Source organism: Hahella sp. KA22 (assembly GCF_004135205.1).
GTDB lineage: Bacteria > Pseudomonadota > Gammaproteobacteria > Pseudomonadales > Oleiphilaceae > Hahella.
Genome location: NZ_CP035490.1, coordinates 2918766 through 2943646 on the forward strand (window position 1 = coordinate 2918766; position 24881 = coordinate 2943646).

The 24881-nt window shown below is 53.8% G+C and carries 21 protein-coding genes; 5 read left to right on the top strand and 16 right to left on the bottom strand.

Annotated features, from left to right (window positions below):
- Positions 1-90: 90 nt before the first annotated feature.
- The 4 genes from EUZ85_RS13090 to aceA form a co-directional block, all read right to left on the bottom strand.
- Entirely contained in the window at positions 91-648 is a 558-nt protein-coding gene (locus tag EUZ85_RS13090; RefSeq protein WP_127969708.1) for a 2OG-Fe(II) oxygenase, read from the bottom strand.
- A gap of 322 nt (positions 649-970) precedes the next feature.
- A complete protein-coding gene (locus EUZ85_RS13095) occupies positions 971-2920 on the bottom strand; it encodes an alkaline phosphatase family protein (RefSeq protein WP_241567024.1) in 1950 nt (649 codons plus the stop codon).
- A 354-nt stretch (positions 2921-3274) separates the two neighbouring features.
- A complete protein-coding gene (locus EUZ85_RS13100) occupies positions 3275-3643 on the bottom strand; it encodes a hypothetical protein (protein ID WP_127969709.1) in 369 nt (122 codons plus the stop codon).
- A gap of 105 nt (positions 3644-3748) precedes the next feature.
- Positions 3749-5083, bottom strand: a complete 1335-nt coding sequence (gene aceA / locus EUZ85_RS13105; RefSeq protein WP_127969710.1) for an isocitrate lyase — start codon at positions 5081-5083, stop codon at positions 3749-3751.
- A gap of 107 nt (positions 5084-5190) precedes the next feature.
- On the opposite strand from aceA, the gene EUZ85_RS13110 reads away from it, so the two are divergent.
- Complete coding sequence (locus EUZ85_RS13110) at positions 5191-6153, top strand: LysR family transcriptional regulator (protein ID WP_127969711.1); 963 nt, start codon at positions 5191-5193, stop codon at positions 6151-6153.
- A gap of 31 nt (positions 6154-6184) precedes the next feature.
- Here the strand turns inward: EUZ85_RS13110 and EUZ85_RS13115 are convergent, their stop codons facing one another.
- Genes EUZ85_RS13115 through EUZ85_RS13125 form a run of 3 tightly spaced genes read right to left on the bottom strand, consistent with a single transcriptional unit; the run spans position 6185 to position 10464 of the window.
- Positions 6185-6964, bottom strand: coding sequence for a cyclic nucleotide-binding domain-containing protein (locus EUZ85_RS13115; RefSeq protein WP_127969712.1), 780 nt, complete (start codon positions 6962-6964; stop codon positions 6185-6187).
- 26 nt (positions 6965-6990) lie between these two features.
- Positions 6991-9138: a FecR domain-containing protein gene (locus tag EUZ85_RS13120; RefSeq protein WP_127969713.1), complete on the bottom strand. Its 2148-nt coding sequence runs from the start codon at positions 9136-9138 to the stop codon at positions 6991-6993.
- 12 nt (positions 9139-9150) lie between these two features.
- On the bottom strand, positions 9151-10464 hold the full coding sequence (locus tag EUZ85_RS13125; protein WP_241567025.1) for a tetratricopeptide repeat protein: 1314 nt from the start codon (positions 10462-10464) through the stop codon (positions 9151-9153).
- A gap of 127 nt (positions 10465-10591) precedes the next feature.
- Between EUZ85_RS13125 and EUZ85_RS13130 the strand changes: the two genes are divergently transcribed.
- Complete coding sequence (locus EUZ85_RS13130; RefSeq protein WP_127969714.1) at positions 10592-12793, top strand: CHASE2 domain-containing protein; 2202 nt, start codon at positions 10592-10594, stop codon at positions 12791-12793.
- Positions 12794-12833: 40 nt separating this feature from the next.
- On the opposite strand, the gene EUZ85_RS13135 is transcribed toward EUZ85_RS13130, so the two are convergent.
- The 7 genes from EUZ85_RS13135 to EUZ85_RS13165 all read right to left on the bottom strand — a co-directional run bounded on the left by EUZ85_RS13135 (position 12834) and on the right by EUZ85_RS13165 (position 19392).
- Positions 12834-13790, bottom strand: coding sequence for a GNAT family N-acetyltransferase (locus tag EUZ85_RS13135; protein ID WP_127969715.1), 957 nt, complete (start codon positions 13788-13790; stop codon positions 12834-12836).
- The gene (locus tag EUZ85_RS13140; RefSeq protein ID WP_127969716.1) at positions 13777-14994 is read right to left on the bottom strand and encodes a cupin domain-containing protein; all 1218 of its coding nucleotides are present in this window, start codon (positions 14992-14994) and stop codon (positions 13777-13779) included. The genes EUZ85_RS13135 and EUZ85_RS13140 overlap by 14 nt, the downstream gene beginning before the upstream one ends.
- A 7-nt stretch (positions 14995-15001) precedes the next feature.
- Entirely contained in the window at positions 15002-16396 is a 1395-nt protein-coding gene (purB, locus tag EUZ85_RS13145) for an adenylosuccinate lyase (protein ID WP_127969717.1), read from the bottom strand.
- A 60-nt stretch (positions 16397-16456) separates the two neighbouring features.
- Positions 16457-17074 (bottom strand): high frequency lysogenization protein HflD, encoded by a 618-nt coding sequence (gene hflD, locus EUZ85_RS13150; protein ID WP_127969718.1) that lies wholly within the window; start codon positions 17072-17074, stop codon positions 16457-16459.
- A 13-nt stretch (positions 17075-17087) separates the two neighbouring features.
- Positions 17088-18182 carry a tRNA 2-thiouridine(34) synthase MnmA gene (gene mnmA / locus EUZ85_RS13155; protein WP_127969719.1) on the bottom strand — a complete coding sequence of 365 codons (1095 nt, stop codon included), beginning with the start codon at positions 18180-18182 and terminating at the stop codon, positions 17088-17090.
- A 132-nt stretch (positions 18183-18314) separates the two neighbouring features.
- The gene (locus EUZ85_RS13160) at positions 18315-18761 is read right to left on the bottom strand and encodes an NUDIX hydrolase (RefSeq protein WP_127969720.1); all 447 of its coding nucleotides are present in this window, start codon (positions 18759-18761) and stop codon (positions 18315-18317) included.
- Between the two features lie 22 nt (positions 18762-18783).
- A complete protein-coding gene (locus tag EUZ85_RS13165) occupies positions 18784-19392 on the bottom strand; it encodes a pseudouridine synthase (RefSeq protein WP_127969721.1) in 609 nt (202 codons plus the stop codon).
- A 165-nt stretch (positions 19393-19557) separates the two neighbouring features.
- Between EUZ85_RS13165 and icd the strand changes: the two genes are divergently transcribed.
- Positions 19558-20817, top strand: coding sequence for an NADP-dependent isocitrate dehydrogenase (gene icd, locus EUZ85_RS13170; RefSeq protein ID WP_127969722.1), 1260 nt, complete (start codon positions 19558-19560; stop codon positions 20815-20817).
- 209 nt (positions 20818-21026) lie between these two features.
- On the opposite strand, the gene EUZ85_RS31910 is transcribed toward icd, so the two are convergent.
- Complete coding sequence (locus EUZ85_RS31910; protein WP_127969723.1) at positions 21027-21377, bottom strand: cold-shock protein; 351 nt, start codon at positions 21375-21377, stop codon at positions 21027-21029.
- A 361-nt stretch (positions 21378-21738) separates the two neighbouring features.
- On the opposite strand from EUZ85_RS31910, the gene clpS reads away from it, so the two are divergent.
- Entirely contained in the window at positions 21739-22119 is a 381-nt protein-coding gene (gene clpS / locus EUZ85_RS13180) for an ATP-dependent Clp protease adapter ClpS (RefSeq protein ID WP_011396230.1), read from the top strand.
- Positions 22120-22137: 18 nt separating this feature from the next.
- On the top strand, positions 22138-24417 hold the full coding sequence (gene clpA, locus EUZ85_RS13185) for an ATP-dependent Clp protease ATP-binding subunit ClpA (protein ID WP_127969724.1): 2280 nt from the start codon (positions 22138-22140) through the stop codon (positions 24415-24417).
- A 155-nt stretch (positions 24418-24572) separates the two neighbouring features.
- Here the strand turns inward: clpA and infA are convergent, their stop codons facing one another.
- Positions 24573-24791, bottom strand: coding sequence for a translation initiation factor IF-1 (infA, locus tag EUZ85_RS13190; RefSeq protein ID WP_127969725.1), 219 nt, complete (start codon positions 24789-24791; stop codon positions 24573-24575).
- Positions 24792-24881: the final 90 nt, after the last annotated feature.

The following is a 24881-nucleotide window of genomic DNA, read 5'->3' on the forward strand; positions in this document are numbered from 1 at the left end:
CTCAGCTTCCTCTCTCTCCTGGCGTAAAGCATCACTGGAGAAAGGGGAGGCCTGATTTCCCTTCCTCCAGTATTTCCTACTCAGAAAAAACTAATCCGTCCGGCGATACATTACGTCTGTTCGCAGCACATATTTGACCCCAGCTTTGACCTCGCAGCCTTCATGAAATATCTCGTGCTGAAACGCCAGCGCCAGACCCGCCTTGGGCGAAATTTTGACTTCCGGCGTAACAAAAAATCCCGTGTCGCCCCCTGCTTCAACTTCATTCAGATATAACAGCAAGGTGTAAAAGCTACGCTCATTTTGCGAACGCCCATAAAAACCGTCGGAGTGAGGGGCGAACTTCATCCCAGGCTTGTATCGGTAGCATCGGAACAGCTCATTCAATCCGGCAATAGACCATCCAAATACCGTCTGAGGTAGCTCGCTCTTTAGTTTCTGGTACAGGTAGTCGGCATAGTCAGGGTCGCTTTTCATCACCCTTTCATTATTTCGATAGTCAGGTTTATAGACTTCGCCTTTATGCGTGTGAAGGGGGGCGATCTGAGGATTCTGATTATCAATGAACTGAATCCACTCATGGCATTCCTGCGCAGTAATAATCTCTTCCACGGTGGAAATATATGGGGCGCTATGATCGATGTTCATATGGATTTGTGGGCTGGATTATTAGGCGAAGAAAGCATTTTATGACGGCGTTTATTCTACCATTTTTTGCGTGCTTTTAGGGTTTTTTGTTGGTTTTTTTGTTTGGTTAACTAATTGAAAATAAAGTGTTTAGTTTGCTTTTTTGTAAAGGCTTGGCTGGCTTTTCGGCAGAGTCATCAGGAGGTCAAATTGAGGCGCCAGTTGGATATCTCGAGAGCCTAAATCCGTTTATTAATCCTGAAAATGACCGGGCCTGCGCAGGGCAGGCCCGGTCTCTGTCTTTTCGGGTTCGTCGAATACGCGCGTAATTATTCCTTCTTCTTCAAATAAGCGCCCGGACATGCCCAGATATGCGCATCGGACAGAGGCTGATAGAAGACCCAGAGCCTGTCTTTAAGCGTCGCCAGGGCGAGAGGGGTGTCGGAGTTGCGGATACGCCGGAGACCGCGCTGGAGCCGCTCCAGCCCGCCTCAGCCAGGGTGCCGTATCCATTGCTGGTGGTGTCGTTTTCGGCCGGATTATAGGAAACCGGGTTGGCGGGCGTCAGCGTGCCGCTGATGGAGAAAGTTTCGAATAGCAGTTGTCCGTTAGCCGGTCCATCGGAGCATCGGTTGTGCGCCAGATAGACGACGCCATTCAGGGTTGCGGCGGCTAATTCTCCTGAGGCGCCGACGCCGTCCGCGACCGGTTCATCTTCATTCGGCGTCATCGGATTGGGCGCTTCGCTGAAGTGGTTCAGGGAGAAGGCGCTGGCCGACCACTGATTCACCGTGGTGTCGTCATAAGGGCCGGCGTATTTGCTGTTTTCCACAGTCACCTTATTGAATTCTCCGGTGTTATAGCTCATACAGGCTAACTGTCCGGTTTTCACAATCTTATAGATCAACAAAATAGTAGGCCCCAGGGCCGTGAGCGTGAAAGGACCTTCGCTGTGGGTGCAAATAGCGGAGGAGGGCCCCTGCCAGGCTCCATTGTTGAAGGTCAGGCTGTGCAGTTGCTGAGTCGCATTATCACGGTAGATCAGCATAAATCCTGACTGATGCGGGATGCTGGTCAGGGCGATTTCTTCGACTTCTCCGGTATCGGGCGTTTCCGCCAGCCGCCAGCCGTTTTCAAGATCATAGTGCTTGATGATCAGTCGCTTATTCGAGTCCCGGTAGGCCAGCGCGAGCCCGTCTGCGTTGGAGGCCAAATGCAGGTAGCCATCGCCATCCTCGGCGACGGTGACTTCCGGTGACCATCTATGGCCGTCAAACACACTGCATTTCAGCGTTCCATCTATGTCCGCGCTGACCACATAGAGTTCATCCTGGTAGGCTGCGGCGCTCAGGTTCTGCTTGCCGCCAAGGGGTGTTTCTCTCGGAGGCAGCCACCGGAAAGACTTGCCCCACAGGAACTGAAACCAATTGGCGTCCCTGTCGTTTTTCTGCAGGTCGCCGAGGTTGAAGTTCTTTTCGATGGTTCTGAGCAGGCTGTAATGGTTATAGCCCTCCGCCTGTTTGCCGGGCTTGATCATGTCCCCGAGAAGAACGGTATAGATTTGGTTGGGGCCATCGTAGGTGTATTTTTTGCCTTTGTCGTAAAAAGCTTCGAAGTCAGCTTCGTCGTAGGTGACGACCACTAAGGTCTTTGGCGGTAGTTTACTGTTGGGGCCGGGAAAGTTCAGGCCGGCGAAAAATGATTGCAGCCATCTCGCTTGCTGGTCGACCAATACCGGGGCGCGCTCGCCATTCAGGCTGTCATTGAGGGTTCCCACCAGGTAATGGCCGTCGTTCCACATATTGGGCGTGAACCACGCATACTCAGGAAAGTCATTATTGAGCAAGTCGCGCCAGAACCCGGCTTCATTGTCTATTTTTTTCCAGCGTTCCTGATTGTCCAGGATGTTCTGGAAGGACGAAAACGGATTGTGTTTGATCACATAGGGATAGTGGTCGCGAGGCTTGAAATTTTCAGGAACCCAGGGCGTATCGTCAGGGACGTAGCTGTCCATATAGGCTTTCCAGCGCAAATTCAGAGGAGAGGCCTCGATAAGATCCACAATCGTCTTTTGCGGGAGCGGCTGGGGCTGGTCGTCATCGCTGACATTGCAGAGTTCTCCCGCAATGGAGGTAATGTAGTTGGTCTGAGAGGGATGCATGACGCCGAAGCTGTTGGTCAGCTCAATTCCCTGAGCGGCCAGATTACGCATGTATTCGTTTTCCTGCACGTAACCCCGGTACTCGTTCTCAAACATGATGATCAGGACATGATCAAAGATGCGCTCTTCCATAAAACCTCCCTATTCGCCTTGGGCGGATAAACTGTACTGGCGAAGTGAAACTTCAACTGTCTGTCGCGGAAATGAGGCCCCACTTCGTCTGGATTCTTCGCTGGGAATGCAGTCAGTGAGTCCGATAGAAACGCATTCGATGATGGGGAAGTAGAATGGGGTTGCGTTTGACTGAGACAAATTATCTACCCCGTCCATAGAGGGCTCCTTGGGCTTTGATCCACTAACCACTTGCTTCCGAACAGCGTCCGAAAGCCAATTTTTTGTCTTCTATTGAGGGTTAGTATAGACCGTTTATTGAGCAGTCAGGGGCGTCAGGCGTTGCCAGTTTTAGTCGCTTCGAAAAACAGATGGTTAACTGGCAGTGCAGGGGAACAGTTTTTGCCCATCTCTGTCCCACTCGAATAGCGTTTCGCGTGATTTGGCGGATGCTGGCCATCCGTTTTCCTGCGCTGATTCGATGACTTTTCTGACTTCGGCGGGAGTAATCGGTCTCAGTTCAAATATTTCATGCGCTTTTTCTGGTGGGCATGAGATCAGGGGACCAAAGTTGAGCCAGGGGTCATCAAAGCGTGTGGTGACGATCAGCTTCTGACTTTTATTATCGAATGGCCAGACTGTGATCCGAAGATATCCGATATCTTCTTTTAAGCGTGTCTCATGAGAAATGACGTAGTTGAAAGTGAGTCCACTCACCGAAATTTTACGAAGCTTGCTTTTCATCAATAAGTAAGACAACTCGATTGGCGTAATTGGCGCTCAATCATAAACAAAAAAAGGCGACCTTGCGGCCGCCTTTTTTCGGGGACTTAGCGTGAAAATCGGTTCTTAGTGGAACTGATCTTCTTCAGTTGAGCCGGTCAGAGCGGTTACTGAAGACTGACCGCCTTGGATAACGGTGGTCATGTCGTCGAAGTAGCCGGTGCCGACTTCTTGCTGGTGAGCAACGAAGGTGTAACCCCGTTCCGCAGCAGCAAATTCGGTTTCCTGCAGTTCCACATATGCGGACATGTCGTTGCGAGCGTACTTGTATGCCAAGTCGAACATGTTGTACCACATGTTGTGGATACCCGCCAAAGTGATGAACTGGAACTTGTAGCCCATGGCTGACAGTTCGCGCTGGAACTTGGCGATGGTGGCGTCGTCCAGGTTCTTCTTCCAGTTGAAGGAAGGAGAGCAGTTGTAGGACAACAGTTGGTCTGGGTATTCCTTCTTGATCGCTTCCGCGAATTTCCTGGCTTCAGCCAGATCCGGGGTAGCCGTTTCACACCACAGCAGGTCGGCGTATGGCGCGTAAGCCAGGCCGCGAGCGATGGCTTGGTCGATACCGGCTTTAACGCGGTAGAAACCTTCAGAAGTGCGGTCGCCAGTGACGAACGGCTTGTCGTAGTCGTCGCAGTCGGAAGTCAGCAGATCCGCCGCGTTGGCGTCGGTGCGCGCCAGAACGATGGTGGATGTGCCGGAAACGTCAGCGGCCAGACGGGCTGCGATCAGTTTCTGTACAGCTTCTTGAGTCGGAACCAGAACTTTTCCGCCCATGTGGCCGCACTTCTTAACGGAAGCCAACTGGTCTTCGAAGTGAACGCCGGAAGCGCCGGCTTCGATCATGGCGCGCATCAGTTCGTAAGCGTTCAATACGCCGCCGAAACCGGCTTCCGCGTCTGCGACGATCGGAGCGAAGTAATCAATGTAGCCTTCGTCGCCTGGGTTCATGCCTTTTTTCCACTGAATCTGGTCAGCGCGACGGAAAGAGTTGTTGATGCGCTTAACCACGGCTGGAACAGAGTCCACCGGGTACAGAGACTGATCCGGGAACATGGACATGTAAGAGTTGTTGTCCGCAGCAACCTGCCAGCCTGACAGGTAGATAGCCTGGATGCCGGCTTTAACCTGTTGTACAGCCTGACCGCCGGTCAGAGCGCCCATGGCGTTGACGAAGTCCTTCTCAGGACGAAAAGCGGGTTTGGCGCCTTCATTGATCAGCTTCCACAGCTTCTCAGCGCCGCGCTTGGCGATAGTGTTTTCGAGTTTCAGGGAACCACGCAGGCGCACTACGTCTTCAGCAGAGTAGGTGCGTCTTACGCCTTTCCAACGTGGGTTTTCCGCCCAGTCCTTCTCGATGGCTGCTATTTCTTCAGCGCGATTGTAATTTCCAGTTGTCATCGCTCAACGACCCTCTTTTGGTTTAGTCGAATTTTTGTACGAGACAAAGTGTACGACTTTAGTCATAATTTCTTAAATTTATAGTTTTTATTTTCGGTATTCGCGAAATGAATGTAAGCCGTATCGATCTGAATTTATTGGTTTTTCTTGATGTTTTGCTACGCGAAAAAAGCGTCACCAAGGCGGCGAATCATCTGGGAATTACACAGCCGGCTATGAGTAATGGTCTGCGTCGACTACGGGATATGTTTGGCGATCCATTGCTGGTGCGCACCAGCGAGGGCATGACAGCGACGGCCCGCGCGCTGGAGTTGCAGCCAATGGTGCGGTCGATTTTGTCTGATATAGATATGGTGGTGCAGCCGAAGGAAGTGTTTTCGCCATCGACCAGTCGCCGCGTCTTTCGCATTATGGCCAGCGACTATGCGGAAAGCACCCTGATCCCCGCTTTGCTGCGGCGCCTGCGCAGAGTGGCGCCGAATATTATCCTCGATGTGCTGACCCCCAGTGACGTCACCTTTCTTGATGTGGAGCAGGGCAGAGTGGATATGGCGATCAACCGCTTTGACAAAATGCCTCAGTCTTTTCACCAGAAAACCATTTGGGAGGACAGCTTTTCCTGTCTGCTGAGCGTGCATAACCCCTTAGTGTTCGACTTCACGCTGGAGAACTATCTCAACGCCAATCATATCTGGGTCAGTAAAACTGGCTTTGGCGTGGGGGTGGGCGTTAATCCCAAGGACGTGCAGCGTTTGGGATGGGTGGATGAGGCGCTGACCCGTTTGGGGCGAAAGCGGAAGATCAGCGTGTTTACCCGCCATTATCAGGTGGCGATGCTGCTTGCGCAGCAGCATGATCTGATCGCCACCCTGCCGAGTCGCGCCGCGCTGTTGACCCTGGATAGCCCAGGAGTGGTGGTCAAAGAGCCGCCTTTTCCCATTCCGCCGATTGAGCTGAAAATGGCTTGGAGTCCGCTGTTGCAGAACAACTCAGACCACCGCTGGCTGCGTCAACTGATTACTGAAGCCGCCAACGAGCCTGAAGAGAGGGAGACTCGAGCCAAGGACTGATAACATGCCATGCGCTCTTGCCGTTGACGACTCAGGATTTTTGCATGACATCCACCAGCTTATTGTTCAGCTCCAATATCTGTTTGGCCATATTTTCCATTAGCGCCAGACAGGTGCGCGGCTGGTTGCGAATCAGAAAGATAAACTCGTCCATGGGCGCGGACATGACCGTGCAAGGTCGGTCGGCGATGACGGTGGCTGTGCGGGGCGTTTTGGTCAACGCCGCCATCGCGCCGAAGATCTCATTGGGGCCGACTTTACCGACCAATTGATCCTTTACGTATACCGACGCCTCGCCGCTGATCAGGTCGAACACTTCATCAGCGGTATCACCCTCTCGTATGATCACTTCTCCCTGTTTGAACGACTTGAAGGACGTGTGGGTTTCATTCTGAGTGTCGAGACCGTGGCAGCAGGCTTCAGCAAAAAAAGCCGAGATCTGCATGAGATATTCTTTGAAGTGCGCCGAGCCTGCTGCGGCGTCGCGAAAACGCTTCTTGCTGATCTGGGCCAGGGTAGCGGGGCCGTCGGAGCGGATAACCGGCTCAGGGAAGCCTGATAGCACCTGAATACCGATCAGGTCGCCTGTCTCAAAATGATAAATCGGGCGGTCATCCGTGACTGCCTCCAGCTCGCCTGACTCGACGAAATACAGAAAGTCGCCGTCGAATTCCCGATACAAGTCGTCGATGTAGGCGAATTTGACGCTATCGCACAGCATCTTGATAGCGTCGTACAGCTTGGCGCTGCTCTGGGTGACGTTTGCGCCCAGGGCCTGCAGCCTGTCCGTTGTGCTATTGATGAAACGCATGATGTTAGTTCCCCCACAGAGACGGACTATTGTTGTTCCATAAGCAAAAGGCCTTCTACATGCACGTTTGAGTCGTCGAATTGCTGCAAGTCGAAGGAGCCGGCGAAGGCGTCTCCTGGCGCTGCGAAAATGCCGTTGAGATTGCCGGTGACGCAATCGCTGCAATTGACTGATCCGCTGATATTTCCGTTCAACACGTTCAAATAGGCCTGGGCGTCCTGATAAGAGCCTGAGAGCTGGCTGCTCCAGTTCTGGCTGGCGGTGCTGACGTCCAGCAGGCCATTGCTGATGACGCCGCTATCGAAATCCACTTGAAATGAGCCATTGACTGCGGTGACCGCTCCGTCTGAACCGCTGCCGATAAAGTCGCCGGTTGTGGCGAAGTTTGCTGTTCCTGTCAGATCGGCGGTGTTGGCGGCTTCCGCTGACAGCCAATAGATGGGGTGCTCCTCGGATCTGAAAGCGTCAGGGTTGGCTACGTCGTCATAAACCTGCACGCCGGCGCTGGCGGACGCCTTCCACAGTCCCCAGCTGATGTTGCTGCGACCTCCCACGCTGGGATCGAACTTTTCCAGCACGGCGTCGCCACGCCGCACTACAGTGTAAGGCTCAGGAAAGTTATCCGGGTCGAAAAACATCACTGGCGAGGGCGGACTGCCGGAGCCGGGATCGTCGACATCCGGCAGAAGGAAAACCGGCTCACCGTTAGCGTCGAACACCATTTTCAGGTTGGCGGACTGGGAGCCGTCGATACTGCCGTAGCCATAAGTCCCTTCCATGATGCCGCCCAGCGTGCCGGCGATATCTGTGCTGGAGGCGGAGGAGGAGATGGGGTCATAGGTCACCAGACCAAACAGTAAGGTGACGTCTCCGGTAGTGGTGTAAAACTCCAGCTTGCCGGGGTTCTGCATGGATTCGCGCACGCCGACAGGCGCGCCGGAAAGGGACAGGTCATCCTCAATATCGGCAACGAGGCCGGCCAGATCGGTAATGTTGTCTTGCAGCATGATGGTGACGGTATTAATCGGCGGCGTACTGCCGGAGCTGCTGAAGGAATATTCGAGATTGAACGTCACCGGCCCCGCGCTGGCGTAATCGAAAGGCGTAATCGTCTGTGGCGCGATGATGGTGGCGAGTATCTCGGCGCCAGCCCCGGTCACCACGGCCGCGCCGAATATGCGGTCATTGATGAACTGCTCATACTCGGCGACGGTCAGGCGCGGGTCCTGGATGGAGGGGCCGGAGTTGTCACCAGAGGGGGCTGGCGTCAGTCCGCCGCTCAAGTCAGGATTGGTATCGGTGAAGTTGGTGGTTTCCACGTCACTGATCACGTTGACCGGATTGGACTCGGCGATGGTTGTCGCGGAGATGATTTCTGCGGCGTTGTTGGAGTTGGTGGACGTGTCGTTGGTGAAACCGCCGGATGAAGTTTTGGCGGCGTCAGCTTCCGCTGTTTGGCCCGAGGAAGTCGATGTCTCTTCACTTTCTTCATTGGCGTTGTCTGCAGTCGCCCCTTGTGGGCGTGCGCGCCGCGCTTCCGCCTTCGGGATAGGCAGGCCTTGCTGCATTTCCGGCGGCGCTTGCAAGAGCCCTTCAGGAGCCTGGCCGGGCGTAATGGCGGAGAAACGGAAGGCGACATCTTCGCCCAGATCCAGGGCTCCGGCGGTATTCTCTACCCGCACGCCGCCTTGCCAGACCGCCAGCAGCAGTTTTTGTCCGCTGCTTTCCAGGGCCTCGTAGTGCGTGCCGCGGATACCGATGCTGGCCGCGTGGGTAGAGACTTTGTAGGCGTCGCTGTCGCCTTTGCCGATGGAGCCTGTGATAGTGCGAAACCCGCCTTCCAGCAGCTGCATGATGGCGGCTCCGCCTTTACCCTCGTCTCCAGGTGAATACTCTTCAATGGTGAAGCGGGTGTTTTCCCGTAGCGTCATCAGGGCTTTGTCAGTAAATCTTAATTGCAGCATGGAGTCGGCCCCGGTGGTGAGCGTATCTCCTACATAAATAGCGGCGCGGCGGTTCAGGGGGCGTTCTTCGCCGTTATCTCCCGTCGCTGTGGCGACGCCGCGGGACATAATCACTTTCCCTGCCTCTAACGGCGCGGCGTCGGCCATTGCCACAAACCAGCCGCACACTATTATTACTGCGGCAAACATGCGGTGCGTACGTTTTCGCATAGTAAGGCCTCCTTAAAACCGCCAACGAACGCGGAATTCTCCGCGCCATCGGGTGTAGTCATATAAGTCCAGATTGCTTTGGTTGTCCGTGTAGGACAGCTCGGCGAGCGCGCTTAGCTCATGATTGAGCTTCCATTCGCCGCCGGCGTTGAACTGGGAAGATTTATCGTCGCGCACTTCCCTGAAGACCGGGTTTTCCGCTTTGTAATCAGCGAAAAAGCCTGAGTATCCCACGTACGGCGTCAGAGTCGGGGAAAGCTTGTAGCTAAGCCGATAGCTCAGACTGTAGAAGTCTTTGGCGAGAGAAGCTGCGTCCTGTTCCCGTGGGTTTTCCGTGCCGGCGAATACACTGAGGGTGTGCAGGAGTTTGGCGCGAGGAATAAGGAAAGACAGACCTGTCAGCGGTTGATAGTTATTCAGCAGCGGGTTGGCGAAAGAGTCTTTGACGAATACGCCAGTGTAAAAAAACGTCAGCAAATGCGCATTCCATTGTTCTCGCCACTGCATGAATGCGCCGGTATTGCGCTGGTAATCTTCGGCGTCCAGCAGCACATGTTGATAAGAAGCCCCGGCCTCTAATTCCCGGCGGGTGCGGCTGTATTTCCAGGAAGCGCTGAGACGGGCGGAGTCGAGGTCAAAATCGCTGTTTTCAAAGTTGTGTTTGTGCTGGCTGTCGAACTCCAGTTTGGCGGCGTTTAATTGTGAAACCGGGTGTTCGTAAGCGAAATTGGTGCGCAGCGCGGCGTAGGCGCTTTCCGCTTCCTGAGCGGAATCAGGCAGCTCAAACAGGCCGACGAAGCGTTCGTCGGTGGCGTTGTTGATGTTGCTGTCGTAACCGCCGCCCAGTCCGATGTAGCCGCGCCAGCGCCGCTGGCTTTCGTACTCGCGTTCGTCCAACGCGGCGAGAAAACGGGCGATATTGTCTTTGACGGCGGGCGGCGGCTCTCTGGCCAGAACGATGAGAAACTGTTCCCGCGCAGCGTCATACTGCTGCAGATTAAACAGCGTTCTCGCGTACTCCAGGCGGAAACGATCATTGTCTGGGTACATCGCCGTGAGCCTTTCGAACATAAACTGCGCTTCCGGGTAGTGGCCGCTTTGCAGTGCGGACATGCCGAAATAGAAATCGAATTCCGGATCGCCTTCCATGTTCTCCACTTGCCCGGACCCCAATCGATAAGCCTGCTCGTACTCCGCTGCGGCGTTCAGTGACTTCAAGGTCGCAGTGATTGAGCTACTCTTAACAGAATCCTGGGCGTGGGCGGATAAGCCCCAGATCATCAGCAAAACCAGTAACAGGCGGCGAGTTATTTTGGTTATCAACAAAGCGATAATTCCTTTTGCCGATGGTTGCGGAAACATCCAGTGCTTTAAGTCTAGAAAGAGAGGGTGATTTTGCCAGCCGCAGTTTTTTCGGAGTCGGCAATAAATTGATGAATTGCAACAAGTTCACATGCGAACGATTTCTGGGTTCCTTAAACATCTGCCTGCGCTGCTGATCGCTGTGGCCATGATCGGCTGGCAGTTGATCACACCGTCAGGCGACCGCTCTTTATTGAATCGTCTTGATTATGTGTTTTACGACTGGCGGGCGCAGACGGCGGCGCATTTCACCAGAACGGAACTGTATACGGATGTGGTGATTGTCGATATCGACGAAGAGTCCATCCAGCGTGAAGGACGCTGGCCCTGGAGTCGCGCCCGTGTGGCGGCCCTGGTGGAGGCCCTGCAAGAGTCCGGCGCGGCGGTAGTGGCGTTTGATGTGGTGTTCTCCGAATCTGAGAGCAATAACTTCATTGAATCCGTAGCGGCGTCCGCCGGTCCGGATCTGAGTGACGAAGAACGCGCGGTGCTTAATCGCATCGCTATGTCCTGGCGGCCGGATGAACAACTGGCGGAACGCCTGTCGGAGATTGACACGGTGTTGGGTTTTTTCATGCATCTGGACACGTCGATGCAAATCGGCAGATTACCCGATCCACTCGCTGCAGCGCCGGCGGGCAATGTGCTGATCAATGCGTCTGGCTACGCCGCGCCACTATTGGAATTGCAGGATGTGGCGACGGGAAGCGGGTTTGTCACCACTTTTCCGGATGCGGACGGCGTGATTCGACGCACCCCGTTGTTCATGTCTCACGATGGCTCTGTCTATCCCTCCTTGGCGCTGGCGTCGGCGATGACCTATTTGCTGGCGGATGAGGTGGAGTTGGAGTTTGCTCCTTTGGGTGCGGTGCAGGCTGCGAGCGGCATGCGTTTGACTGATGCGCTGGTGCAGACCGACGCCGTTGGACAGGTATTGGTTCCCTATCGGCAGGGTCGTGGACAGTTTCGCTATATTCCCGCCTGGATCACACTGGCCGGCGGTTTGGCGTCGCAGGAGCTGGAAGGCAAGCTTGTGTTTGTGGGAACGTCCGCCATTGGTCTCGCGGATCTGGTCAGTACGCCATTCGCCACGGTTTTTCCCGGGGTGGAGGTGCAGGCGCTGGTGGCGCAAGGGCTTTTGCAAGGAGGGTTTCCCTATCGTCCGGTGTGGGAGCCGGGCGCGGTGCTGGTGTTTCAGCTGGCTTTGCTGTTGTTGCTGGTGTGGGTATTGCCAGGGCGTCGTCCTTTGACGATGGTGCTGGCGGCGATCATGATCAGTCTTTTATTGGTCGCATTGAACACGCTGATATGGACGCGCTGGCGCATGGATTTTCCCATGATCAGTACGTTGCTGCTGGAGCAGGGCGTTTTTGGCTGGTATCTGGTGACGGAGTTCATCCACGAATATGCCGTCGAGCGGCGTGTTCGGGGTATGTTTGCGCAATATGTGCCGCCCGCCCATATCGACCGTATGCTGGATAACCCAGAGCAATATTCCATGGCGGGGGAGAGCAAGGAGCTGACGGTGTTGTTCTCCGATATCCGCAGCTTCACCACGATTTCTGAGCAGCTGTCCGCTGCGCAGCTGAAAGAACTTCTGAATCTTTACTTTACGCCAATCACCGAGTCCATTTTTCGTAATGACGGCACCATCGATAAGTATGTCGGCGATATGGTCATGGCATTCTGGGGCGCGCCGGTGGACGATCCGGAACATGCGGAAAAAGCGGTTAAAACCGCCTTGGAGATGCAGGCGATCACCCGGCGTTTGTCTTCCGAACTCACAGCAAAAGGCTTTCCCGCTATTCAGATTGGCGTGGGGATCAATACCGGCTTGATGAATGTGGGCGACATGGGATCGCAGTATCGCAAGGCCTATACGGTGTTGGGTGACGCAGTGAATCTGGGTTCCCGTTTGGAAGGGCTGACCAAGTTCTATGGCGTGGACGTCCTGGTGGGAGAGACGACAGTCAAGGCGGCTGATGGCTACGTCTTTCGTTTCTGTGACCGCATACAGGTGAAAGGTAAAGATATTCCGGTGGACGCTTACGAACCACTTGGAGAAAAGGGGCGGCTCGACGCAGTAGCCATGAATCGTCTGACCCGTTACCAAAGAGCGATCGAGAGTTATCGAGCGCGCCAATGGGAGCAGGCGGACGCCATATTCCAGCAACTTCAGATCGAAGAACCAGGCTGTCGCTTGTACGATCTCTACAGGGAGCGGATCAATGGGTTAAGAGAGCAAACGTTGCCGGAGGACTGGGATGGCGTTTATCGCCACACCTCCAAATAACGGCGTGCGGAATAACTGAATTTGAGAGCTGAGCGCCGGACTACAGGGAGAACTGACGCAATTCCTGCGAAACCTGGCTGTGCTGCAGTAAGCGCATGAACTCATCTTTCAGACGTTTCACCGTGCCGGGGTCCTGATAGCAACAAAAGCCTTCCCATTTTTCGTAATGATGGCGCAGCAAGACGCCGTCATCGTCGATCAACACATAAACCTGCTCAGGAAAACTCAGCTCCGGATTGAGCATCTTGATTTCAATGTTGGAAGTGAGCCGGCGGGCGAGAGAGAGCAGTTGGTTGCTCTGCGCCACCGGCGTCTTCGGCGCGCCCAGTAAGATTTTAATCTGCGTGGCGCGACCGCCCCGGGCGAGACGACTTAAGGCATCCAGCACATCGGGGTTGTCCAGTACGTTTTTTTCCAGATCCCAGGTCAGGATTAAGGCGCTTTGTCTCGCCTGGGAGATAAGAGACTTCAGGTGCTCCAGATAGTCGGGCTCGGAGTGGGTGCGGTAAACCCGTTCGTCCTGGCCCAGTGCATTGGCGGCTTCGACCTTTGCCGTTCCCAGCGTCAGCTCCATGCGCTGATGCAGTGAACCGGCTTCCTCGTGGGGGGCGCCCAGGGCCTGGAAACCTTCATTGGCGTAGAGGGAGGTTGCATCGACGCTGGCGCTAAGCGTCATGTGGTTAAATCCCTCTGAGCGGGCATAGCCGATAACGAACTTGAGCAAACTTCTGGCGATGCCCTGGCGGCGAAACTCCGGTAGCACAGCCAGGCGGCTGAACTTCACCTTCTCCGGCGACAGGCGCACCAGACGGGCGACCGCCAGATTGTGGTCCTCCACGTCTTTCACCAGGAAGTGTACGGCGTTCTCGTCCTGGTCGTCCCATTCCAGTTCCGGGGCAACGCCTTGTTCTTCCACAAACACTTGTTGGCGGATCGCGCGCAGTTCGCTCTCGTTTTCCAACCAGGTCGTAATGCGGGTGTACTTAAGCGTCGTCATCGTCCCAATCTTCCTCGTCATCGTCGAAGCCTTCTAGCACCAGACTGCCTCTATTTAACAAGGAACTCAACAACTTCAATGCGTCCTTATCGGCGCTCCACGGCAGCAGCCGCTCACGATCTATGTTGTTGCTGCGGCACAGGATTTCCACTAGCGGCGCAAAGCGCTCATCGGCGTCATAAGCCTCGCCGTCAACGGCGAACATGACACGGCGCGCGCCAGCCTCCTCATACAGACTGTAGGTGTAGCGGGAGCCTTCATTCCAGCGCCACTGGATTTCCTGGTCCTGCAGCGACTCGCCTGCGTCTTCCGGCGAAAGGCGCATATCCGCCTCCAGGGGCGGCACGGCGGCGTCAAACTTGGGCGCGCTGATAAAGCGACCGAAGCTGCGACGCAGCCCTGCTTCGTCATCCAGCAGGGCTTGTAAGCGAGATTTAATGTCCGCAAAAACGTCATCGCTTATCAGGCCGGGATTGCTCAATGGCTCTTCGGTGGCGTCATGCAGATGAGTGGATAATGCTGGATTCTCAAACCAATCGTCCGCCAGTGCGGACATCAATTCCGCATAAGTAGGGGAGCGAAAGCCCACTGAAAGGGTGATGCAGGACGTTTCTGCGACGCCGTAGTGGGCGTAACGTGGCGGCAAATACAGCGCGTCGCCTGGCTCCAGCACCCATTCTTCCGTCTGCTCGAAATTCTGCAGAATGCGTAATGGCGTGCCGTCTACACGGGGCGATTGGTCATCGCAGGGCGGGCCGATGCGCCAGCGGCGAGCGCCCGTGGCCTGGATCAGGAACACATCGTAATGGTCAAAATGGGGCCCCACGCTGCCGCCCGGCGGCGCGAAACTGGCCATGACATCGTCCACGCGCCAGTTGGGCAGGAAGCGGAAGCGGTCGAGCAAGTCGGCGACTTCGGGAACCCAGGTATCCAATCCTTGCACCAAGAGGGTCCAGCCCTGAAGAGGCATGCTCTCCAGCTTCTCAATGGAAAACGGGCCATGCTCAAGTTGCCAGGGCTGACCGTTGAGTTCTTCATAGACCAGGCGGGACTCGACTTCTTCTTCCGTGGCGAGTCCCGCCAGATCATTCTCGTCCAGCGGGCATTCGTAACCGGGAAACAAGCCGCGAATAATCAGCGGCTTCTTTTGCCAGTAATGCGCCAAGAAGTCGGCGACGCTGATGTCGCCTAAGTGGGTCAACATATCGCCGTTACTCGCCGCTATAGTCTTTGATGCGCGCAGCTTGCTCTGCGGCATTGCCGATGTAAGTCGCAGGCGTCATGGCAAGCAGACGCTGCTTGGCCTCTTCAGGAATTTCCAGGGATTCAATGAAAGGCTTCATCGCTTCCTGGGTAATCGCTTTGCCGCGGGTCAGCTCTTTCAGCTTCTCGTAAGCGCCTTCGATGCGATAGCGACGCATAACGGTCTGAATCGGTTCCGCCAGTACTTCCCAGCTTTGGTTCAGGTCTTCGTCCAGGCGCATAGGGTTCAGCTCCAGCTTGCCCAGGCCTTTCAGAGTGGAGTGATAAGCGATCAATGACTGCGCCAGACCAACGCCCAGATTTCGCAATACGGTGGAGTCAGTCAGGTCGCGCTGCCAGCGGGAAACCGGCAGTTTGCGGCTCAAGTGCTCCATTACTGCATTGGCGATGCCCAGGTTGCCTTCGGAGTTTTCGAAATCAATCGGGTTAACTTTGTGGGGCATGGTGGAAGAGCCCACTTCACCGGCTACTGCTTTCTGCTTGAAGTAACCCAGGGAAATGTAGCCCCATACATCGCGGTTCAGGTCGATCAGGATGGTGTTGAAGCGGCATACGGCGTCGAAGGCTTCGGCGATGAAATCGTGGGGTTCGATCTGAGTGGTGTACGGGTTCCATTCCAGGCCCAGCTCTTTGATCAAAGCTTGCGCGTGGGCTTCCCAGTCTACATCGGGATAGGCGCTCAAGTGCGCATTATAGTTACCAACGGCGCCGTTGATCTTGCCTAGCATTTTGACCTGGCGAATCTGCGTCATTTGTCTTTTCAGACGGGCGACGACGTTGGCGAGCTCTTTGCCCACCGTCGTGGGGGATGCAGTTTGACCGTGCGTGCGGGACAGCATGGGCTGTGCGGCGAAGTTCTGGGCCAGTTCTTCCAGTCTGGCGACGACTTGCTGCATCACCGGTAACACTACGTCTTGTACGCCGCGCTTCAGCATCAGGGAGTAAGACAGGTTGTTGATGTCTTCCGAGGTGCAGGCGAAGTGGACGAACTCATTGATATCCGTAAGGATTTTTGGCGCGCCTTCGCGTTTGAACTGTTCTTTGATGAAATACTCCACCGCTTTCACATCGTGATTGGTGGTGCGCTCGATTTCCTTGACCCGGGAGGCGTCTTCCAGCGACAGGTTTTCATAAATGGCGGTCAGGAAAGCCGCAGTGGCTTCATCAAAAACGGGAACTTCTGGGATACCGGGATTGGCGGCCAGTTGCAGCAGCCATTTGATTTCCACTTCAATCCGCGCTTTGATCAGACCAAACTCACTGAAGATCGGCCGCAAATCGGCGACCTTACCGGCGTAACGGCCGTCGACGGGGGAGAGTGCTGTCAGCTCGTTAAGTATCATGTTTCTATCTCTTGCAGCGGTTGAACAAACGTTGAATTCTAACATTAAAGGGGCGTGCGATCAGCGCAACATACCATTGGCGATCTGCAGAATCTTTTTGCGCATGAAGAACAGTTTCCAGCGGCGACCGCCAACCTGCCTCCATAACACGGCGGCGCGGATGCCAGCCAGCAGCAGGGCGCGAATTTTATCCGCGTTTTCATCCACTCTCAGGAATCTGGGGTCGCCAGTCACCTGTATACGCTGAGGGAAGGTGCTGATGGTGTCGCTGTATAGCGAGGCGAAAGCGCTGATGATGTTGGTGTGCGTAGGATCGAAGTGCAAAGTCTGGGTTTGGATCTGCGCGATGCGCTGGCTCATTACGTCCAGCATATCGCCGCGCTTGTTGACCTTGCCTTCCAAATACAGGAGCGTCAGGGCGTAACGCACGACATCCACTTTTTTGCGGTCCTGCTTTCTCTCCAGTACGGCGATCAACTCTTTCAAGCCCAGTTGCAAGCCATAAATATCGCCATACACATCCAGAGTTGAGGTCGCATCGACCTTGAGCAGGCTTTTCAGACTGCATTCGTAGCTGGTTGGAGCGACAGTACCTTGCTTGGCCAACTGATCCACCAACGCGGCGGACTGAAATACGCCCGCCAGCGCTATCACTTGATTCTCAAGGTTATAGGACAATGTCGACAGACTCCTATTTGAATACGGATTCGATAACGCCGCCGCCCAGGCAGCGCGCGCCATCATAAAATACAACTGACTGGCCGGGGGTGACCGCCCGCTGGGGCTTATCGAATGTCACCTTTACGTCGCCATCCCGCACATCAACCCGGCATAGCTGATCGGGTTGTCGATAACGGGTTTTGGCGTAGCAGGAAAAGGAGGATTTGGCGGGAAGGCCGTTAATCCAATCCAGCTTGCTGGCCGTAAGACCGGCGCTGAACAGTCGAGGATGATCGCCGCCTTGGGCGACGACCAGTTCATTGTTGTCGAGATCTTTCTCCACCACGTACCAGGGTGCGTCGTCATAACCTTTCAGGCCGCCTATGCCGAGACCCTGGCGCTGGCCAATCGTGTGGTACATCAAACCTTGATGGCGGCCAATCTCTTCGCCTTTATCCGTCACAATTTTCCCGGGCTGGGCGGGCAGGTAGGTTTTCAGAAAGTCGGAAAACTTACGCTCGCCGATGAAACAGATGCCGGTGCTGTCCTTTTTGTCGTGAGTGATCAAGTCTTGCTCGCGAGCGATGCGACGGACTTCTTTCTTCAATAAACCGCCGACCGGGAATAAGGTTCGCGCCAGCGCCTGACCAGGGACGGCATGCAGAAAGTAGCTCTGCTCTTTGCTTGGGTCTGCGCCTTTCATCAGGAAGGTGTGCTCGCCAAAACGGGAGAATTGTGCGTAATGGCCGGTGGCGATCAGGCTGCCGCCAAGAGCCTGGGCGTAGTCCAGGAAAGCTTTGAACTTGATTTCCTTGTTGCACAGAATATCCGGGTTGGGCGTGCGTCCTGCGCGATATTCATCCAGAAAATGTTCGAAAACGCGGTCCCAGTACTCGGCGGAAAAGCTAGCAGTGTGCAGCTTGATGCCCAACTTGTCGCAGACTTTCTGCGCATCTTCCAGGTCGGAAAGCGCGGTGCAGTATTCGGTGCCGTCATCCTCATCCCAGTTTTTCATGAACAGGCCTTCGACTTCATAGCCGAGAGCTTTCAGGAGGTAGGCGGATACAGAGGAATCGACTCCTCCGGAAATGCCAACGATGACGCGTTGATTACGATGTGTGGACATGGCTTAAACTTTCAGGGCTTGGATTGGCTAAGGGGCGCCAAGGCTTCAGTGTGAAAAAACGCCCTATTATAGGCGTCCGCCGGCAAGATTTCTAAAGTTTCATTAACTGGCGCCGGATTTTAGGCGCAAGCCTTAGATTCTATGGTGGCGAATCGTATCCAGGGGAAGGCGGCGACCTGCAATATAATCTTCCAGACAAAACCTGACCAGTTCGCTGCGCAAAGGGATATCGCCATTGATGAGTTGCGCGGGCGATAGCCAGTGGGTGGCGGTGATGTCCGGGTCCAGCGTGCGCCCGGTTTGGCGTAAGGCGCGCGCACTGAAGCAGTAGCGGTGATAAACGGTCTCTGGATCAGGCGTGTTCAGAACATATATTCCGATAAAGCTTTCCAGCTCTATTTCCCAGCCGGTCTCCTCCAGCGTTTCACGGAGAACGGCGTCAAATATGCTTTCGCCTTTTTCAATATGGCCGGCGGGCTGATTCAGAACGGCGCGCTCATCAATCTCTTCCTCTACGAACAGGAATTTATCGTCTTGGGGAATGATCGCAGCCACGACGGCTCTGGGACGCCATACCATAAAAATGCTCCAAATATTTGAGTTAGCGTTTTTTGAAACGAACGACTTTCTGAGGGCGTCTGCGACTGGATGTTTGCGTTTTCTGCGGCGCGTGAACATGTTCTTCCCGCCACTCTCCAGGCTGTAAACCGTTGATGCTCCAGGGGCCGATACTGTATCGGATTAAACGCAAGGTTGGAAATCCTACGGCGGCGGTCATACGCCGCACTTGTCTGTTTCTACCTTCAAAGAGGGTCAGGGCAATCCAGCTGGTGGGGATGTTTTTACGTTGCCGGATGGGCGGGTCGCGCTCCCAGACTTCGGGCGGACTTATCAAGCTGGCGTGAGCGGGGCGGGTGGGGCCGTCATTGAGCATTACTCCTTTCTCCAGTCTTCGTAATGCGGCTTCGCCAATGACGCCCTCGACTTGCACCCAGTAAGTTTTCGGGAGTTTAAATTTCGGTTGGCTGATGCGCGCTTGAATCGCGCCGTCATCCGTCAGCAGTAGTAACCCCTCGGAGTCGTAATCCAGTCTGCCTGCGGCGTACACGCCGGGTTTGTCGATATAGTTGGAAAGGGTGTCGCGTCCCTGAGAGTCGTTAAACTGAGTCAGAACGTTCATGGGCTTGTTGAATACGACTAAAGTAGCCATTGCTTGGAGTTACCAACTTCTGTAATAAAATTACGGTTTTTGCAGTGCTATACTATGGGCGCGGTAATAAAACTACAAAGCGCTCCCGCTTCACGCCGTTCGGTGGAAGCTTCTTTCTGTTCGATATTATGGAATAACACAAACCTTAAACCTACGGAGTAGAGAATGGGATACCAAAAGATCAGAGTTCCTGCTGACGGTGACAAAATCACAGTAAACGCGGACCTGTCCATGAATGTCCCCAATCATCCAATTATACCTTTCATCGAAGGCGATGGGATTGGCGTCGACATTACCCCTCCAATGATTAACGTTGTCAATGCGGCCGTTGAAAAAGCCTATGGCTCCAAACGCGCCATCGCCTGGATGGAAATCTATTCAGGCGAGAAGGCGACCAAGGTGTATGGACCCAATGACTGGCTGCCTGAGGAAACCTTGGAGGCGTTGCGGGAATTCTCTATTGGTATCAAAGGGCCGCTGACCACGCCTGTCGGCGGAGGCATTCGCTCTCTGAACGTCGCATTGCGGCAGGAACTTGATCTTTATGTCTGTATGCGCCCGGTGCGCTGGTTCAAGGGCGTGCCCAGTCCAGTGGTGGCGCCGCAGAAGACCGACATGGTGATCTTTCGTGAAAACTCCGAGGATATCTACGCCGGGATTGAGTGGAAGGCGAATAGCCCTGAAGCGCAAAAAATCATTCGTTTTCTGCGAGAAGAAATGGGCGTCACCAAGATTCGTTTTCCTGACAATTGCGGTATCGGCATCAAGCCCGTGTCGGAAGAGGGCACCAAGCGTTTGGTGAGAAAGGCGATTCAATACGCGATTGATAATGACAAGCCGTCAGTGACTCTGGTTCACAAAGGCAACATTATGAAGTTCACGGAAGGAGCGTTTAAGGATTGGGGGTATGAATTGGCGGTGGAGCGCTTCGGGGCTGAGCCATTGGATGGTGGGCCATGGCATACATTCAAGAACCCGAAAACCGGCCGTCAGATTGTGATTAAAGACGTTATCGCCGATGCATTTCTGCAGCAAATCTTGATGCGCCCGGAAGATTACAGTGTCATCGCGACACTGAACCTGAACGGCGACTATATTTCTGACGCCCTGGCGGCGGAAGTAGGGGGGATCGGCATTGCGCCGGGCGCGAACATCGGCGGCAGTGTGGCGTTGTTTGAAGCGACGCACGGCACGGCGCCCAAGTACGCGGGCCAGGACAAAGTGAATCCGGGGTCGTTAATTCTTTCTGCTGAGATGATGCTGCGTCATATGGGTTGGGAAGAGGCGGCTGATCTGATCTTGAACGGCATGGCGGGCGCTATTGAGGCGAAAACGGTAACTTACGACTTCGAACGCTTGATGCCGGACGCGACATTGCTGAAAACCTCTGAGTTTGGCGATGCGGTAATCAGGCACATGAAGTAGGATTCTGCGTACAGCGGAAACTAAAAGCCCCGCAGGTAGCGGGGCTTTTTTTCGCCATCTCGTTTATGTTTATCGCCATGGTCTGGCGTACATAAAAGATGATGGCGCAAAGGCGGTGATTTGGCCGATTGATGTCACAAACAGGGCAAAACACGCCCCGTACAAGCCGGAGCATGTTTGGAATTTCAAGTATCCGGATGGTTGCTAAGCTAGGCGCTTGCGGCCATTGGCGTCCTTGAATTCTCTTTTGATTTATTCTCGACTGATTCGGTTTTTGCGGCGCTTTCAGGGCCTTCCGCAGTTTCCGTTTCAGGATCGTTCGAGGATTTTTCTGGTTCGGATTCTAGCGGAACAATATTGACCGCGTGGAATCCTTTGCCGCTGGGCTGTGCGTCAAAATTAACAGCTTGTCCCGCTTTCAGCGTCTTGTATCCTTCCATTTGGATTGACGAGAAGTGGACGAACAGATCTTCTTTGCAGAGATCGCCGTTTCCTTCATCAGCGATGATAAAGCCGTAGCCCTTGGCATTATTGAACCATTTTACTTTACCTTGAGGCATGATCGACTCCCTTGTCTCCATAGAGATGGGCTTTTACCCTAGTTATTTTTGTCTATTGGCCAGTCCACTCTAATTTTACTACTTTCGCTTTACTACTGAAGCACCGGTAGCAGCAGTACAACAATTCGAGTATCTCGGCCTAGTTTGCTACCAAAGCAGATAGTATTATAAAGCAGCGCATATTGAAAGTAACCGGCCAAAAGGCTGGGCCCATTGAAGTTTGGATGGGGCGACTCCACTTTTATAATTGGCGTATAGTGTAGTTGGCGGGCAGTTATTGTGTTGCAAAAAAGAGCTCAGAGCTGGTTGCCGGAAAGTTACGAACTACTGTAAAAATTTAACTAAATTATTCAATCCGGCTATGGGTAAAGTTGAAAATAGTCTACTAATATTAAATCAGGACAACGATGGCCTGGAGGATGAAGGGAACCAAGATGGGGACCACCCCGGGAGTCTAGCGCTAGCGCCTGAGAAACCGGCGCTGAAGCGGCCTTCGATGTATCAGGTTGTTATGTTGAATGACGACTATACACCGATGGACTTCGTTGTTGAGGTGTTGATAAGGTTTTTCAACATGTCGGAACCTAAGGCTACGCAAGTTATGCTGGCGGTGCATACCCAAGGGCGTGCAGTATGTGGAGTGTTCACCAGGGATATCGCTGAGTCGAAGGCGGCTCAGGTAAACCAGTACTCATCCGAGTGTGAACACCCTCTGCTATGTGAGATAGAAAGAGCGGATTAGTCATTCCTGAGGTGCCAAATGCTAAGTAAAGACCTCGAATTAACTCTTAATGCAGCTTTCAAAAGCGCGCGCGAGAAACGTCATGAGTTCATGACGGTCGAGCACCTTTTGCTTGCCCTGCTCGACAATGATTCTGCGCTGAAAGTGTTAACAGCATGCGGTGCGGATCTGGGTCAGCTGCGTAACGAGCTTTCGGAGTTTGTTGATTCGACTACGCCGTTGATTCCGAACAATGATCCGGAGCGGGAAACTCAGCCAACTCTTGGGTTTCAACGGGTGCTTCAAAGAGCCGTATTTCATGTCCAGTCCTCAGGCAAGAAAGAAGTGACTGGCGCTAATGTTCTGGTTGCTATTTTTAGTGAGCAGGAAAGTCAGGCGGTGTACGTCCTGAAGAAACAGAACGTCGCTCGTATTGACGTGGTTAACTATATCAGTCATGGCATTTCCAAAGTTTCCGGCGACCGTGAACAGGATGAGGAACACGAACACCAGGAGGAAGGCTTGGAAGAGGGCGGCGGTTCAAAACCTTTGGAATCGTACGCAACCAATCTGAATGAGCAGGCCAGACTGGGGCGGATTGATCCTTTAATCGGTCGTGACAAAGAGCTGGAAAGAGTCATGCAGATTCTTTCACGCCGTCGCAAAAACAACCCGCTGTTGGTGGGTGAGGCTGGCGTTGGTAAAACCGCCATTGCTGAAGGACTGGCGAAACAGATCGTTGAAGGCAACGTGCCGGACATCATCAAAGACGCAGTGGTCTATTCTCTGGATCTGGGGGCGCTGCTGGCGGGCACTAAGTACCGTGGCGACTTCGAAAAACGCTTCAAAGCGTTATTGAAAGAATTGAAGCGTCAAACCAAGTCCATTTTATTTATTGATGAGATTCATACCATCATTGGCGCTGGCTCAGCTTCCGGTGGCGTTATGGATGCATCAAATCTATTGAAGCCGTTGTTGAGTTCGGGTGAGATTCGCTGTATTGGTTCAACCACCTTCACTGAATTCCGCGGCATATTTGAGAAAGACAGCGCCTTGGCGCGTCGTTTCCAGAAGATTGACGTGGTAGAGCCCTCTGTTAATGATACCTATCTGATTCTGAAGGGGCTCAAAAGACAGTTCGAGAAGCATCATGAGGTTGAATACACCGACGCGGCGCTTCGTTCCGCGGCGGACTTGGCGGATCGTTATATCAACGATCGTCATATGCCGGATAAGGCGATTGACGTCATTGATGAGGCCGGCGCCAGTCAGAGGCTGAAGCCCGAGGCTGATCGCGCCAAGATTATTGATATTCACATCGTTGAGAGTGTCGTGGCGTCTATCGCCAGGATTCCTCCAAAAACGGTTTCTTCTTCCGACAAAGACAAGTTGCGCAACCTGCAGCGTAACTTGAAGATGGTGGTGTTTGGTCAAGACCCTGCAATTGAAGCCTTGGTGACTGCTATCAAGCTCTCCAGGGCGGGGTTGAAGTCAGACGGTAAGCCTGAGGGCTCATTCCTGTTTGCCGGCCCTACAGGGGTTGGTAAGACCGAGGTGACTCGTCAGTTGGCCAAAATTCTGGGTGTGGAGCTGGTGCGATTTGACATGTCTGAGTACATGGAAAGGCATACGGTTTCCCGCTTGATTGGCGCGCCTCCCGGCTATGTTGGTTTTGATCAGGGTGGTCTGTTGACCGAAGCGGTTAATAAGAATCCTCATTGCGTATTGCTGCTGGACGAGATAGAAAAGGCGCATCCTGAAGTCTTTAACCTGCTTCTGCAGGTGATGGACCACGGTACCTTGACTGACAACAACGGCCGCAAGGCGGATTTCCGTCATGTGATACTGGTAATGACTACCAACGCTGGCGCTGAGGAAATGAGTCGTCGCTCCATTGGCTTCCGCTCTCAGGATCACAGTACTGACGGCATGGAGATCATTACCAAGACCTTCACGCCTGAGTTCAGAAACCGTCTGGATGGAATCATTCAGTTTGGCCCATTGGACGCCACGACGATCACTCATGTGGTGGACAAGTTCCTGACCGAGATGCAGGCGCAACTGGATGACAAGCGTATCCTTCTTGAGTTCGATACCGAAGCCAAAGCATGGCTGGCGGTGCATGGATATGACGAGAAGATGGGGGCGAGACCTATGGCTCGTCTTATTCAGGAGAGCATCAAGAAGCCTCTCGCTGAACAGATCCTGTTCGGAGATTTGGCGGAATGCGGCGGCACTGTATTTATCAGTGTGAAGGACGACAAGTTGGACTTCAAATATGTACCGGAGCGTGAGCTATTGGATGAGTCTACGCCTTAATCGAAAGGGTGTTGGAAACTAAAAAAGGGGCGGTAAGCCCCTTTTTTATTTCGCCTGCTTAAATCGCCGGATAGTTGCCGGTGATTTACGAATCTTCCCAACTACAGAACGTGTTAAACAGTTCAGGAGGCGATTTGGGAAATTAATGCGAGGTATTAGCGGGCGCGGTATACGATGCGACCTTTGCTCAGGTCGTAGGGGGTCATTTCTACTTTGACTTTGTCTCCAGTCAGAATACGGATGTAGTTTTTACGCATTTTTCCGGAGATATGGGCAATAACGATATGACCATTTTCGAGTTGAACCCTGAACATTGTATTGGGAAGGGTGTCAACGATGGTCCCTTCCATTTCAATATTACCTTCTTTCGCCATTCAGCTTTGTCCTCATGAAATTCGTGTTAAGCGCAAAAAGTTAAAAAATAGTAAGCGCTTTTTTAAGAGACCGAATTTTGCCTTAATTAT